Raw genomic sequence first — 14,043 nt, forward strand, 5'->3', positions numbered from 1 at the left:
CGACGCACGGCATCCGCCCGTCGGGCTCCTCGTGGCGCTCACGCCGAACGGAGCCCGGCGGGGCACCGGCGGGACACCAAAGGGGGCTCGAAGGCACGGTCGGGGGAGGGCGGTCACCCAACGTACTTGCATAGTGATTCGACCATCCGTATAGTCATGCTCCTGACAAGGAGGCGGTAATGGGGGCCAAGGCGGCACTGGCGGGGGCGAGTGGATACGCGGGTGGGGAGATCCTGCGCCTGCTGCTCGCACACCCGGAGATCGAGATCGGCACGCTCACGGCGGGGTCCAACGCGGGCCGACGCCTGGGCGAGCTGCAGCCGCACCTGCTGCCGTTGGCCGACCGCGTCCTCGTCGAGACCACGGCCGAGAACCTGGCGGGGCACGACGTGGTCTTCCTGGCCCTGCCGCACGGACAGTCCGGCGCGCTGGCCGCGCAACTGGGCGCCGACGTGCTCGTGGTGGACTGCGGCGCCGACTACCGGCTGCGCGACGGCGCCGACTGGGAGGAGTTCTACGGATCCCCCCACGCCGGGACGTGGCCGTACGGACTGCCCGAGCTGCCGGGCGGGCGCGCCGCGCTCGCCGGCACCCGGCGGATCGCGGTGCCGGGCTGCTACCCGACCGTCTCGCTGCTGTGCACGGTGCCCGCCACCGCCGCCGACCTGGTCGAGCCCGACTGGGTCGTGGTCGCCGCGTCCGGCACCTCCGGGGCGGGCAAGGCGCCCAAGCCGCACCTGCTGGGCAGCGAGGTGATGGGCTCCGCGAGCGCCTACGGCGTCGGCGGGGTGCACCGGCACACCCCGGAGATCCTCCAGGGGCTGCGCGCGGTCACCGACGCGCCGGTCACGGTGTCCTTCACCCCGACGCTGGTGCCCATGTCGCGCGGCATCCTGGCCACCTGCACCGCCCGGCTGCGGCCGGGCGTCACCGCCGAGGCGGTCCGCGCGGCCTACACCGCGGCCTACGCCGACGAGGGCTTCGTCCACCTGCTCGCCGAGGGCCAGTGGCCCGCGACCGCGATGGTCTACGGCGCCAACACGGCCGTCGTACAGGTCACCGTCGACGAGCGGGCGGGCCGCGTCGTGGTGGTCGGCGCGATCGACAACCTCGCCAAGGGCACCGCCGGCGGCGCCATCCAGAGCACCAACATCGCCCTCGGCCTCGCCGAGGACCTGGGACTGAGCAAGACGGGGGTAGCGCCGTGAGCGTCACCGCAGCACAGGGCTTTCGCGCCGCGGGCGTGGCCGCGGGCCTCAAGAGCACGGGCGCGCCCGACGTGGCGCTGATCGTCAACGACGGCCCCTCGATCGCCGGGGCGGCGGTGTTCACCGCCAACCGGATCAAGGCCGCGCCGGTGGTGTGGTCCGAACAGGTGGTCAAGGCCGGCCTCGTGCAGGCGGTCGTGCTCAACTCCGGCGGCGCCAACGCCTGCACCGGCACCGAGGGCTTTCGCAACACGCACGCCACCGCCGAGCGGGTCGCCGAGGCGCTGGGGCTGAACGCCGGCGAGATCGTGGTGGCCTCCACCGGCCTGATCGGTGTGCAACTGCCGATGGAGCGGCTGCTGCCGGGCGTCGACAAGGCGGCGGCGGCACTGAGCGCCGACGGTGGCGAGGCCGCTGCGATCGCGATCAAGACCACCGACACCGTGCACAAGCAGTCCGTGGTCACCGACCCCGCCGGGTGGACCGTCGGTGGCATGGCCAAGGGCGCGGGCATGCTCGCCCCCGGCCTGGCCACCATGCTCGTCGTGCTCACCACCGACGCCGCGGTCGACGCCGAGACGCTGGACGCGGTGCTGCGCGGCGCCACGCACACCACGTTCGACCGGATCGACTCCGACGGCTGCATGTCCACCAACGACACCGTGCTGCTGATGGCCTCCGGCGCCTCCGGTGTCGAGCCCGACCTCGCCGCGTTCGCCGAGACGGTGCGCACCGTCTGCGGCGACCTCGCCCGGCAGCTGATCGGCGATGCCGAGGGCGCGAGCAAGGACATCCGGATCGACGTGACGGGCGCCGCGACCGAGGCCGACGCGCTGGAGGTGGCCCGCTCGATCGCCCGGAACAACCTGTTCAAGTGCGCCGTGCACGGCGAGGACGCCAACTGGGGCCGCGTGCTCGCCGCGATCGGCACCACCGCCGCGACCTTCGATCCCGACCGGCTCGACGTCGCCTTCAACGGCGTGTGGGTGTGCCGGGACGGTTTCGTCGGCGAGGACCGCGAGCTGGTCGACATGACCCCGCGCGAGACGCACATCGTGGCCGACCTCAACGCCGGCGAGGCCGCCGTGACGGTGTGGACCAACGACCTCACCGCCGAATACGTCCACGAGAACTCGGCCTACTCGTCGTGACCGGTACCGACAGCCAGACGAGGGGGAGCGGGATGCGGACGGAATCGGCCGACAAACAGGGGCGCAACAACGCGGCACTGGCCAAGGCGCACACGCTGATCGAGGCGTTGCCGTGGTTGGAGCGCTTCTACGGCAAGACCGTGGTGATCAAGTTCGGCGGCAACGCCATGGTCGACGACGCACTCAAGCAGGCGTTCGCCCAGGACCTGGTGTTCCTGCGGTTCGCCGGGCTGCGCCCGGTGATCGTGCACGGCGGCGGCCCGCAGATCAGCGCGCAGCTCGACCGGCTCGGCATCGAGTCCTCCTTCGCCGGCGGCCTTCGAGTGACCACGCCCGAGGCGATGGACGTGGTGCGCATGGTCCTCGCCGGCCAGGTGCAGCGCGAGATCGTCGGCCTGATCAACCGGCACGGGCCGTTCGCCGTCGGGATGACCGGCGAGGACGCGCACACGATGACCGCGGAGAAGCGGCTCGCGGTCGTGGACGGCCAGTCGGTCGACATCGGCCTGGTCGGCGACATCGTCGAGGTCGACCCCGGCGCGATCCGGGCGCTGCTCGACGACAACCGGATACCGGTGATCTCCTCGATCGCGCGCGGCGCCGACGGGCACGTCTACAACGTCAACGCCGACACCGCGGCCTCGGCGCTCGCGGTGGCGCTCGGCGCGGAGAAGCTGGTCGTGCTCACCGACGTCGAGGGGCTGTACGCCGACTGGCCCGTCAGCGACGAGGTGATATCGCGCCTGGACGCCGACGAGTTGGCCACGCTGATGCCGAACCTGTCCACCGGCATGCTGCCCAAGATGGAGGCGTGCCTGCGAGCCGTGCAGGCCGGGGTGCCGGCCGCGCACGTGCTCGACGGGCGTGTCGCGCACTCGCTGCTTCTCGAGGTGTTCACCGACGAGGGCATCGGGACCATGGTGGTGCCCGCCCGGGACAAGCACGCGGGGGCCGCGGCCGACATCGAGCACGTGGACAACGACGACGAAGACTCCGAGGGGGCGGCGTGACCATCACCGAGAGCGGTGCCGCCGGTGCGTTGACGCAGCGGTGGAACCAGGCGCTGATGCACAACTACGGCACACCCGCGATCGAGCTGATCAGCGGCTCGGGCGCGCGCGTCGTGGACGGCGCGGGCAACACCTACGTCGACTTCCTCGGCGGCATCGCGGTCAACGCGCTCGGCCACGCGCACCCGGCGATCGCCGCCGCGGTGAGCGCGCAGCTGGGCCGACTGGGCCACGTGTCCAACCTCTACATCGCCGAACCGCCCGTGGCGCTTGCCGAGCGGCTGCTCGCGCTGTTCGGCCGCCCCGGCCGGGTCTACTTCGGCAATTCGGGCGCCGAGGCCAACGAGGCCGCGTTCAAGATCGCCCGGCGCACCGGCCGGCCGCAGATCATCGCCGCCGAGGGCGGCTTCCACGGCCGCACCATGGGCGCGCTGGCGATGACCGGCCAGCCCGCCAAGCGCGAACCGTTCGCCCCGCTGCCCGGCGGCGTCGACTTCGTGCCCTACGGCGACGTCGACGCGTTGCGCGCCGCCGTCGGTCCGCAGACCGCGGCGGTGATCCTGGAGCCCATCCAGGGCGAGAACGGCGTGGTCATGCCCGGCGAGGGCTACCTGGCCGCGGCCCGGGAGATCACCGCCGCGCACGGCGCGCTGCTGATCCTGGACGAGATCCAGACCGGCATAGCCCGTACCGGCGCCTGGTTCGCCCACCAGCCGCTCGGCATCGAGCCCGACGTGGTCACGCTGGCCAAGGGGCTGGGCGGCGGGTTGCCGATCGGCGCCTGTGTCGCCTTCGGGCCGGCGGCCGAGTTGTTGCGGCCGGGCCAGCACGGCACCACGTTCGGCGGCAACCCGATCTGCTGCGCCGCCGCGCTCGCGGTGCTCGACACGATCGAGAACGACGACCTGTGCACCCGTTCGGCGCAACTCGGCGAGCGGCTGCGGGCGGGAATCGACAAGATCGCCCATCCGCTGGTCGACGAGGTGAGCGGAGCGGGCCTGTTGATCGGTATCGTGCTCACCGCACCGGTGGCGCAGACCGTGCAACAGGCGGCGCAGGACGCGGGTTTCCTCGTCAACGCCGCCGTGCCCACCCGGGTCCGGCTCGCCCCGCCGCTCGTCGTCGACGACGCGGACGTGGACGCGCTGCTCGGGGCGCTGCCCGCAATCCTGGACGCCGGCCTCGCCGCCGCACCCGCCGGAGGAACTTCGTGAACACCGTCCGACGACGACGCGTGCGGCGCTAGGCGGGGTCGGCCCATGAGCAGCGAGCCCGGCGCCGGCGAGCCCGGCACCGACGCGACCCCGGTCGAGGGCGTATATGCGGTGCCCAGCACCCGGATCGCCCGCCACCGGCGGATCGTCGACATCCTGACCCGACACCCGGTCCGGTCGCAGAACCAACTCGCCCGGCTGCTCGCCGAGGACGGCCTCGCCGTCACCCAGGCCACGCTGTCGCGGGATCTCGACGAACTCGGCGCGGTGAAGATCCGCGACGCGGAGGGATCGCTGATCTACGCCGTGCCGGCGGAGGGTGGTGATCGCACTCCGCGGGCACCGCTGGAGGAGTCCGCGGTCGAGGGACGGCTGTCCCGGCTGGCCGGCGAACTGCTGGTGTCGGCCGAGGCGTCGGGCAACCTCGTGGTGGTGCGCACACCGCCCGGGGCGGCCCAGTTCCTGGCCTCCGCGATGGACCACGCCGAGTCCCGGCTGATCCTGGGCACCATCGCCGGCGACGACACCATCCTGATGGTCTCGCGCGACCCGGAGGGCGGCGCGGCGCTCGCCGCGCACCTCCTGGCGCTCGCCGAGCACAAGGGATAGCCGGGCCCGGTCCGCCCGCGACCATCGACTTCCGCACACCGCCCGATCGCTCGGCTCGGGCCGAAGCCGGCACCACATCTGCCGAATCGCTCATTCGTAAGGAGAAATCGCTCGTGACCGAGCGCGTCGTACTCGCCTATTCCGGAGGTCTAGACACCTCCGTCTGTATCCCATGGATCGCCGAGGAGACCGGCGCCGAGGTCATCGCGGTGGCCGTCGACGTCGGCCAGAACGGCGAGGACCTGGACATCATCCGCAAGCGGGCGCTGGCCTGCGGCGCGGTCGAGGCCGAGGTCGCGGACGCCCGCGACGAGTTCGCCGACGGCTACTGCCTGCCGGCCATCCGGGCCAACGCGCTCTACATGGACCGCTACCCGCTGGTCTCCGCGCTGTCTCGACCGGTGATCGTCAAGCACCTGGTCGCCGCCGCGCGGAAGCACGGAGCGACCACGGTCGCGCACGGCTGCACCGGCAAGGGCAACGACCAGGTCCGCTTCGAGGTGGGCATCTCCTCGCTCGCCCCGGACCTGACGTGCATCGCCCCGGTCCGCGACTACGCGATGACCCGGGACAAGGCGATCGCCTTCGCCGAGGCGAAGAACCTGCCGATCGTCACCACGAAGAAGTCGCCGTACTCGATCGACCAGAACGTCTTCGGGCGAGCCGTGGAGACCGGCTTCCTGGAGGACATCTGGAACGCGCCGATCGAGGACGTGTACGAGTACACGCAGAATCCGGCCGACGCGCGGGACGCCGACGAGGTGGTGATCACCTTCGAGCACGGCGCGCCGGTGGCCGTCGACGGCCGCGAGGTCACCGTGCTCCAGGCGATCGAGGAGCTGAACCGGCGGGCCGGCGCGCAGGGCGTGGGCCGGATCGACATGGTCGAGGACCGGCTGGTCGGCATCAAGAGCCGCGAGGTCTACGAGGCCCCGGGCGCGATCGCGCTGATCACCGCGCACCAGGAGCTGGAGAACGTCACCGTCGAGCGCGAGCTGGCCCGCTACAAGCGCACCGTCGAGCAGCGCTGGGCCGAACTGGTCTACGACGGCCTGTGGTTCTCCCCGCTCAAGCGGGCCCTCGACGGCTTCGTCGCCGAGGCCAACCGGCACGTGTCCGGCGACGTCCGAATGACCCTGCACGGCGGGCGGGCCGTGGTCACCGGTCGGCGCAGCGACCAGTCGCTCTACGACTTCAACCTCGCCACCTACGACACCGGCGACACGTTCGACCAATCGCAGGCCAAGGGCTTCATCGAGCTGTTCGGGCTCTCCGGCAAGATCGCGGCGCGTCGGGACGGTGAATCGTGACCGAGAACACCGACCGGGTGAGCCTGTGGGGCGGCCGTTTCTCCGGCGGCCCCTCCGAGGCTTTGGCCCTGCTCTCCGCCAGCGTGCACTTCGACTGGCGGCTCGCGCCGTACGACATCGCCGGCTCCCGGGCGCACGCCCGGGTCCTGCACGCGGCCGGACTGCTCACCGACGACGAGCTGACCCGCATGCTGGCCGGCCTGGACACGCTGCAAGAGCATGTCGAGTCCGGTGTCCTGGTCGCCACGATCGCCGACGAGGACGTGCACACCGCGCTGGAGCGCGGCCTGCTCGACATCCTCGGCCCCGACCTGGGGGGCAAGCTGCGCGCGGGCCGCTCGCGCAACGACCAGATCGCCACCCTGGGCCGGATGTACCTGCGCGACCACGCGCGGATCCTGGGCCGGCTGCTCGCCGACCTCCAGGAGGCGCTGATCGAGCAGGCCGCGGCGCATCCCGACGCGGTGATGCCGGGTCGCACCCACCTCCAGCACGCCCAGCCGGTGCTGCTCGCGCACCACCTGCTCGCGCACGTGCAGGCCTTCGCGCGCGACGCCGACCGGCTGCGCGACTGGGACCGGCGCGCCGACGTGTCGGCGTACGGGTCCGGCGCGCTCGCCGGGTCCTCCCTCGGGCTCGACCCCGAGTCGGTGGCCCGCGACCTCGGCTTCTCCGCTTCCGCGGCGAACTCGATCGACGGCACCGCCTCGCGCGACTTCGCCGCCGAGTTCGCGTTCGTCACCGCGATGCTCGGGGTGAACCTGTCCCGGCTGGCCGAGGAGATCATCGTGTGGAACACGAAGGAGTTCTCCTTCGTGACGCTGGACGACGCCTTCTCCACCGGTTCCTCGATCATGCCGCAGAAGAAGAACCCCGACATCGCGGAGCTGGCGCGCGGCAAGTCGGGCCGGCTGATCGGCAACCTGACCGGGTTGATGGCCACCCTGAAGGCGCTGCCGCTGGCCTACAATCGCGACCTCCAGGAGGACAAGGAGCCGGTCTTCGACTCGTGCGACACGCTCGAAGTCCTGCTTCCGGCGTTCACCGGGATGATCGCCACGCTCACCTTCCACCGCGAGCGGCTGGCCGAACTGGCGCCGGCCGGCTTTTCGTTGGCCACCGACATCGCCGAGTGGCTGGTCCGCCGCGGCACTCCGTTCCGGGTGGCACACGAGGTGGCCGGCGCGTGTGTGAAGTATTGCGAGCCGCGCGGGATCGAGCTGTGGGACCTGACCGACGATCAACTCGCGGAGATCTCGCCGGAGTTGACCCCGGAGGTGCGCTCGGTACTGACCGTGTCCGGCTCGGTCGCCTCGCGTGACGGACGCGGGGGCACCGCCCCGGTCCGGGTCGCCGAGCAACTCGGCGAGCTTCGGGCGGACCTGGCCGGCCAGCGCAAGTGGGCCGGCGGGTAACGCCGTACGGCACCGGGATCGACCTGAGACGATGGGCCCGCAACCTCCGGGGGGAGGTGGCGGGCCCATCGTCGTGTCCGCATGTCATGGGGCGTCCGGTTTCGGGGTGGTTGCACGAGTGTGAGCGGAAGTTGCGGTTCCAGTCCCAATTGTGAAATCGCGGTTACCAAAAGCGATTGCGTGTGTTCGCTCCGTTGATTCCGTACTAGGGTCGGTTCACATCGAGGGGAGGGATCGGCATGCTCGATCACCTGCGTCGAATACGTTCCCAGGGGGAGAAGTCCGCCGCCATGACGGCGGATCTCCCGGTCGGCGCGCTGCTGCGCAGTGTTCCCCCCTCGGTGGGCTTCGGGGTGCGCTCCTATGTGCGGTCGTTGCGCGCCGAGCGGCGCCGATATCCAGAGATGCCCACCGTGTTCCCCACCCCGGGACTGGTCTCCGCGGCCTTCCTGGACGAACTCGTGGTGGCCGTCCTGGCCGGCGGCCGGCTGTCCCCCGACCCCGAGGACGCCCAGCGGATCCGGACCGAGATCGCCGACGCGCTGGCCAAGTTCCGCGCCGAGGGCTACCTCGACGATCCGACCCGCTTCCATCCCGAACCGCCCGCCCCGGAGGACCCGGTGTTCCGGGACCGGCTCTACGGCACCATCGGCTACGAGCAACTGACCTTCGACAGCGGGTACATGCCCCGCGCCGGGGTACCGGGGGCCACCCGGTGGCAGGGCGCGGGAGCGAATCAGCGGGTGTGGGCGTACGTACTGCGCCACCCCGGAGCGCCGCGACCGTGGCTGGTGAACCTGCACGGCTTCGGCATGGGCCGACCCGGCGACCTGGCCGCTTTCCGCTCGCCGCGGCTGCACCGCGAACTCGGCGTCAACGTGATCCACCCGGTGCTGCCCATGCACGGGCCGCGCAAGAGCACGCGCACCCACGACGGCACGTTCATCTCGTTCGACTACCTCGGCAACGTGCACGGCCTGGGACAGGCCGTGTGGGACGTGCGCCGCTGCCTGGACTGGGTGCGCGCGCAGGGCGACGGCGACACCCCCGTCGCCGTGCACGGGCTCTCGCTGGGCGCCTACGTCGCCGCCCTGGTCGCGGGCCTGGAGGAGCTGGACTGCGTGGTCGTCGGCGTGCCCTCGGTCGACATGGCGTGGGTGATGTCGCACCACGTACCCGAGGACATCGAGCGCGAGGTGCGCGCGGCGGGCCTGCTCGGCGCGGACGCCGAGACGGTCCACCGCGTGGTCTCGCCGCTGGCGGTGACGCCCCGGGTGCCGCTGGAGCGGCGCTTCGTCTACGCCGGCCTGGCCGATCGTATGGCCACGCCGCAGCAGGCGTATCGGCTCTGGAAGCACTGGGAGGAACCATCCGTCTGCTGGTACCGCGGCTCGCACATCGGAGCCGTGTGGAACCGGCAGGCGCACCGCTTCATCGAGGATGCCCTGACCTCGTCGGGCATCGGGAGGAGGAATACCTGGTGAAGCTCTCCGGTCTGGATTCGGCATTCCTGGCCCTGGAGTCGCAGGAGTGGCCGGCGCACGTCGTCTGCCTGACCATCGTCGACGCCTCGGACACCGGGGGCCGCGTCGACCGCGCCGCGTTCGCGCGCACGCTGGCCGCCCGGCTGCCCCGACTGCCGCTGCTGCGCCGCAAACTGGTCCGCGGCCCGTGGGGGCTGGCCCGGCCGCACTGGGTCGAGGACCCCGACTTCGAGCTGGGCAACCATCTGCGTCGGGCCACCCTGGCGGCTCCCGGCGGCCGGCGTGAACTGACCGCCATGGCCGAGGAGATCTACCGCCACCGCCTGGACCGCGACCGCCCGCTGTGGGAATGGTGGATCGTCGACGGCCTGGAGAACGGGCGGGTCGCGCACCTGTGGAAGGTGCATCACGCGTGCATCGACGGGCGTTCCGGCGCCGCGATGCAGGAGATCTTCTTCGACGCCGTCCCGAACCCGCCGGCCGAGCAGGCGCCCGCGCCGGTGCCCGGGCCGAGCGAGCCGGGGGCCGTGCCCGAGGGGTGGGAGGCGATCCGCGAGGGCGCACTCTCGCTTGCCGGCACGCCCGTGCGGGTGGGCCGGCAACTCGGCCGCCTGGGACAGGGCGTGCTGCAGGCCGCGCTGACCGGGCGGCTGAGTCGGGCGCTGCCGCTGAACGTGCCCAGGACCCGGTTCAACGCGCCGATCGGCCCGCGCCGCGCGTACGGCTTCTGCAGCGTCTCGCTCTCCGACGTCAAGCTGGTCAAGAACGCCTTCGGGGTCAAGGTCAACGACGTGGTACTCGCGATGGTGGCCGGCGCGCTGCGCGAACACCTGGATGCCCTGGACGAGTTGCCTGAGCGGGAACTGGTCGCCACGGTGCCGGTGGACGCCACGCACGGCGGCGAGCGAGCCGGCGGCAACCTGATCACCGGGATGCTGGTGGGGCTGGCCACCGATGTGGCCGAGCCCGGTGAGCGACTGCTGTGCGTGCACGAGAACTCCGACGCGGCCAAGGCCGTACAGAGCGCGATGGGCAGCGAGTTGCTCACGGGTCTGGCCGAGGCGCCGCCGCCGGCGCTGCTCGGTGCGCTCGGCGGGCTCTACCGCGAGGCCCGACTCGCGTCCGTGCTGCCGGCGTTGTGCAACGTCACGGTGTCGAACGTGCCCGGTCCGCGCAGGCCGCTGTATGCCCACGGGCAGCGAGTGGAGGCGTTTCATTCGATGGGGATCATCGCCGACGGCTTCGGACTGTTCATCGGTGGCATGAGCTACGACGACCGGATCGACATCGGTGTGCTGGCCGACCGGGACGCGCTGCCGGACCCGTTCGCCCTGGCGGACGCCATCGTCGAGCAGTTGAACCACCTGCTGAAGGCGGCGGACGAGGTCGCGCCGCCGCGCCCGACGCGGGATCTGCCGCCCGAGCCCTACGGCGCGGCTGACCCGGAGGGTGGGGCCGGGGCCGTGCCCAAGGTGCCCGGTCCGCGACGGGTCGAGGAGGATCGTGCGGTCGATGCCGCCGGGTTCGAGGCGGATCGCGCGTGAGCAGGACGGCACTGGTCACCGGGGCCAACTCCGGACTCGGCCTGGCCACCGTGCTGGCGCTGGCCCGGGCGGGCGTGGACACCGTCGGCAGCGTGCGCACGGCGGCCAAGGCCGAGTCGGTCCTGGCCGCGGCGGACGCGGCCGGGGTCGAGGTCCGCACCGTGCTCCTGGACGTCACCGACGCGGCCGGCGGCAAGGACGTGATCGAGCAGGTCCGTCCCGACATCCTGGTCAACAACGCCGGCGGCACCTCGTTCGCCCCCGTGCTCGACGTGTCGGAGGAGGACGCCCGCCACCAGCTGGAGACCGCGCTGTTCGGCCCGATGCGGCTGGCCCGCTTCGCCGTTCCGCACATGCGCGAGCGCGGGTGGGGCCGGGTGGTGCAGATCTCCTCGCTGGCCGGACGGGTCACGTATCCGCTGCTCGGCTGGTATCAGGCCGGGAAGCACGCGATGGAGGCGGCGTCCGACGCGCTTCGGGTGGAACTGGCCGGGGCCGGGATCGACGTCGTGGTGGTCTCGCCCGGCGGCTTCCGCAGCGGCGCCACCGAGGAGATGGCCGACGCGGTCGAGCGCCATCGCGGCACCGCGTTCGCGACCGCGTTCCGCCGGATGGACCTGGGCTTTTCGATCATGAAGCCGCTGTGGAGCGAGCCGGAGACGATCGCCGACACGATCGCCCTGGCCGCCACCACGAAGTCGCCGAGATCGCGCTACGTGGTCGGGGCCGACGCACACCTGACGCTGCTCGTACACCAGGCCACCGAACCGTTCGCGATGGTGCGCGCGCTCAAGGAGGGAGTCGTCCGCCGCGTCACGGGTCTGTAGCCGGCCGGGCCGCGGCCGGCCGGATCGATCGGCCGGGTCGCCCCGGAACGGGCGTGAACGCCGCGCGTAGTGGCCACAGCGCGCGTTCCGCGACACGCATTTTTCCGGCGATTCACCCCATCGGGGGGCACTTCGTCGAACACGCTGCCTGAACGCCGGATTGCGCGTAGGTGAGGGCCGGGTAGAAGTCCGGGAAAAGCCGTGTGGAACAGTGACGAACGCAGTGTTCACGCGCGTGTTCGAGAAGGGGACAACCCTCCCCCTTCGCATCGGGCACGGGGCTCGACGCTGCGGCACACACATCCGCGCGGTGATCAGGGCGATCAGGGGAGCAATCCGATGGGGCAGAACGTGGGTATCGGCACGGCGGACGTATCCGACGCCGAGCAGATTCTCAAGCTTCAGTACCTCTGTTACCAGGGCGAGGCCGCCCTCTACAACGACTACGGCATCGAGCCGCTGACGCAGAGCCTGGAGAGCCTGCGCGCCGAGTTCGAGACGCACACCGTGCTGGTGGCGCGCCTGGGCGAGGAGGTCGTCGGCTCGGTGCGCGGCACCATCGACGACGGCGTGGCCCGGATCGGCAAACTGATCGTGCACCCCCGGCTGCAGCGGCACATGCTCGGCACCCGGCTGCTGCGCGCGATCGAGGCGAAACTCGCCGACGCCGCCGAGTACGAGCTGTTCACCGGCCACCGCAGCGAGAACAATCTGCGGCTGTACGAACGCCTCGGCTACGTCTCCGGCCGGATCGAGAAGGTCAGCCCCCGGCTGAGCCTGGTCTACCTGCGCAAGACCGCCGTCCTCGCGGCCTGATCGACGCCCGCGAGGCGAGCAGCACCCCCGAAGCCCCGGCAACCATGGAATCCATGGCCGTCGGGGCTTCGTCGGCTCCGGTCGCAGGTGCTCGGCGGGATGACATTTCCTTTGCGAGGCGTGTGTCTGCTTTAATCGGATCATGTTCACGACGGCTCACATCTCCGGCACCGCGGCTACCGCCACGGGTTGTCGTTGCATGCGCCGTTCGTGTCAGATGTGTCGAATGTGTGGCTGTTGAGGATTTGAGGGCCTGATCCCTCTCCCGGGCCGAGCGCTCCGCGCCCCCGGTGCAACCCCCGCCACGCCCCCTGTGTGATCGAGTCGCGCGGCCCTTCGTCGGGCCCGATTCGGCGCGCACATCCACCCGAGGACTTCACGGTGATCCGTACCACTGCCCTGAGCAAGGTCTATCGCAGCCGAGAACGGCAGGTGACCGCGCTCGACGGGGTCGACCTGCACGTGCGCGAAGGCGAGATTTTCGGTGTGCTCGGCCGCAGCGGCGCCGGCAAGAGCACCCTGATCCGCTGCGTCAACCTCCTGGAGCGCCCCACGTCGGGCACCGTCGAGGTGGGCGGGCGCGAGCTGACCTCGCTGTCGGCGAGCGCGCTGCGCGCCGAGCGGCGCGGCATCGGGATGATCTTCCAGCACTTCAACCTCCTCTCCAGCCGCACCGTCGCCGGGAACGTCGCGGTACCGCTGGAGATCGCTGGGGTGCCGCGCCGGGACCGGGCCCGCCGGGTCGCCGAACTGCTCGACCTGGTCGGCCTCGCCGAGCACGCCAAGGCGTACCCCGCGCAGTTGTCCGGCGGGCAGAAGCAGCGGGTGGGCATCGCCCGCGCGCTCGCCGCCGAACCGCGCGTACTGCTGTCCGACGAGGCCACCTCGGCGCTCGACCCGGAGACCACCCGCTCGATCCTGGCCCTGCTGCGCGACCTGCGCGACCGACTCGGCCTGACCATCCTGCTGATCACCCACGAGATGGACGTGGTCAAGAACATCTGCGACTCGGCCGCGCTGATGGAGGGCGGCCGGATCGTCGAGTCGGGGACGGTGCCCGAGCTGCTCGGCCGCTCCGACTCGCGGCTGGCCCGGGAGATGTTCCCGCTGGGTACGCCCGCCGTGCTCGCGGGCCGCACGCTGGTCGACATCACCTTCCGCGGCGAGGAGACGGCGCAGCCGTTCATCTCCACCCTCGCGCGCACCTACAACGTCGACGTCAACGTGCTCGGCGCGGCCGTGGAGAGCGTCGGCGGGCGGCAGATCGGCCGGATGCGGATCTCGCTCGACGGCACCTTCGAGCGCAACGTGGTGCCGATCGGCTACCTGCGCGAGCAGGGCCTCCAGGTCGACGTGATCGACGAGGCCGAAGCCGAGTCGGGGACCGACCACACCACATCGGACGCCGACGTCGCCGCCGCCGACGGCGTGGCGCTCGCGGGCAAGGAGCTCTGA

Annotated in this window: 12 protein-coding genes; all 12 read left to right on the forward strand. The window is 71.7% G+C overall.

The features are described from left to right. Window positions 1-179: 179 nt before the first annotated feature. The 12 genes from argC to ACWGR4_RS36825 all read left to right on the forward strand — a co-directional run bounded on the left by argC (window position 180) and on the right by ACWGR4_RS36825 (window position 14,043). Complete coding sequence (argC, locus tag ACWGR4_RS36770; protein WP_452133546.1) at window positions 180-1,208, forward strand: N-acetyl-gamma-glutamyl-phosphate reductase; 1,029 nt, start codon at window positions 180-182, stop codon at window positions 1,206-1,208. Next, complete coding sequence (gene argJ / locus ACWGR4_RS36775; protein WP_452133547.1) at window positions 1,205-2,359, forward strand: bifunctional glutamate N-acetyltransferase/amino-acid acetyltransferase ArgJ; 1,155 nt, start codon at window positions 1,205-1,207, stop codon at window positions 2,357-2,359. The genes argC and argJ overlap by 4 nt, the downstream gene beginning before the upstream one ends. 32 nt (window positions 2,360-2,391) lie before the next feature. After that, window positions 2,392-3,369: an acetylglutamate kinase gene (argB, locus tag ACWGR4_RS36780; RefSeq protein ID WP_452133548.1), complete on the forward strand. Its 978-nt coding sequence runs from the start codon at window positions 2,392-2,394 to the stop codon at window positions 3,367-3,369. Beyond that, entirely contained in the window at window positions 3,366-4,583 is a 1,218-nt protein-coding gene (locus ACWGR4_RS36785; protein ID WP_380001030.1) for an acetylornithine transaminase, read from the forward strand. Before argB ends, ACWGR4_RS36785 begins: the two co-directional genes overlap by 4 nt. A gap of 45 nt (window positions 4,584-4,628) precedes the next feature. After that, the gene (locus tag ACWGR4_RS36790) at window positions 4,629-5,192 is read left to right on the forward strand and encodes an arginine repressor (protein ID WP_235618828.1); all 564 of its coding nucleotides are present in this window, start codon (window positions 4,629-4,631) and stop codon (window positions 5,190-5,192) included. A 113-nt stretch (window positions 5,193-5,305) separates the two neighbouring features. After that, the gene (locus tag ACWGR4_RS36795; protein ID WP_452133549.1) at window positions 5,306-6,502 is read left to right on the forward strand and encodes an argininosuccinate synthase; all 1,197 of its coding nucleotides are present in this window, start codon (window positions 5,306-5,308) and stop codon (window positions 6,500-6,502) included. After that, window positions 6,499-7,917 carry an argininosuccinate lyase gene (argH, locus tag ACWGR4_RS36800; RefSeq protein ID WP_380001026.1) on the forward strand — a complete coding sequence of 473 codons (1,419 nt, stop codon included), beginning with the start codon at window positions 6,499-6,501 and terminating at the stop codon, window positions 7,915-7,917. The genes ACWGR4_RS36795 and argH overlap by 4 nt, the downstream gene beginning before the upstream one ends. 239 nt (window positions 7,918-8,156) lie before the next feature. Beyond that, entirely contained in the window at window positions 8,157-9,401 is a 1,245-nt protein-coding gene (locus tag ACWGR4_RS36805) for an alpha/beta hydrolase family protein (RefSeq protein ID WP_452133079.1), read from the forward strand. Then, entirely contained in the window at window positions 9,398-10,945 is a 1,548-nt protein-coding gene (locus ACWGR4_RS36810) for a wax ester/triacylglycerol synthase family O-acyltransferase (protein WP_452133080.1), read from the forward strand. The genes ACWGR4_RS36805 and ACWGR4_RS36810 overlap by 4 nt, the downstream gene beginning before the upstream one ends. Beyond that, entirely contained in the window at window positions 10,942-11,772 is an 831-nt protein-coding gene (locus tag ACWGR4_RS36815; protein WP_452133081.1) for an SDR family NAD(P)-dependent oxidoreductase, read from the forward strand. The genes ACWGR4_RS36810 and ACWGR4_RS36815 overlap by 4 nt, the downstream gene beginning before the upstream one ends. A gap of 339 nt (window positions 11,773-12,111) precedes the next feature. Continuing rightward, the gene (locus ACWGR4_RS36820; protein WP_078978635.1) at window positions 12,112-12,588 is read left to right on the forward strand and encodes a GNAT family N-acetyltransferase; all 477 of its coding nucleotides are present in this window, start codon (window positions 12,112-12,114) and stop codon (window positions 12,586-12,588) included. A 381-nt stretch (window positions 12,589-12,969) separates the two neighbouring features. After that, the gene (locus ACWGR4_RS36825; protein ID WP_380001017.1) at window positions 12,970-14,043 is read left to right on the forward strand and encodes a methionine ABC transporter ATP-binding protein; all 1,074 of its coding nucleotides are present in this window, start codon (window positions 12,970-12,972) and stop codon (window positions 14,041-14,043) included.

It is taken from the genome of Embleya sp. NPDC055664 (genome assembly GCF_053618075.1).

Coding starts and splice junctions, on each gene's coding strand:
- argC (WP_452133546.1), top strand. CDS start 180: ATGGGGGCCAAGGCGGCACTGGCGGGGGCGAGTGGATACGCGGGTGGG.
- ACWGR4_RS36820 (WP_078978635.1), top strand. CDS start 12,112: ATGGGGCAGAACGTGGGTATCGGCACGGCGGACGTATCCGACGCCGAG.
- ACWGR4_RS36790 (WP_235618828.1), top strand. CDS start 4,629: ATGAGCAGCGAGCCCGGCGCCGGCGAGCCCGGCACCGACGCGACCCCG.
- argB (WP_452133548.1), top strand. CDS start 2,392: ATGCGGACGGAATCGGCCGACAAACAGGGGCGCAACAACGCGGCACTG.
- ACWGR4_RS36805 (WP_452133079.1), top strand. CDS start 8,157: ATGCTCGATCACCTGCGTCGAATACGTTCCCAGGGGGAGAAGTCCGCC.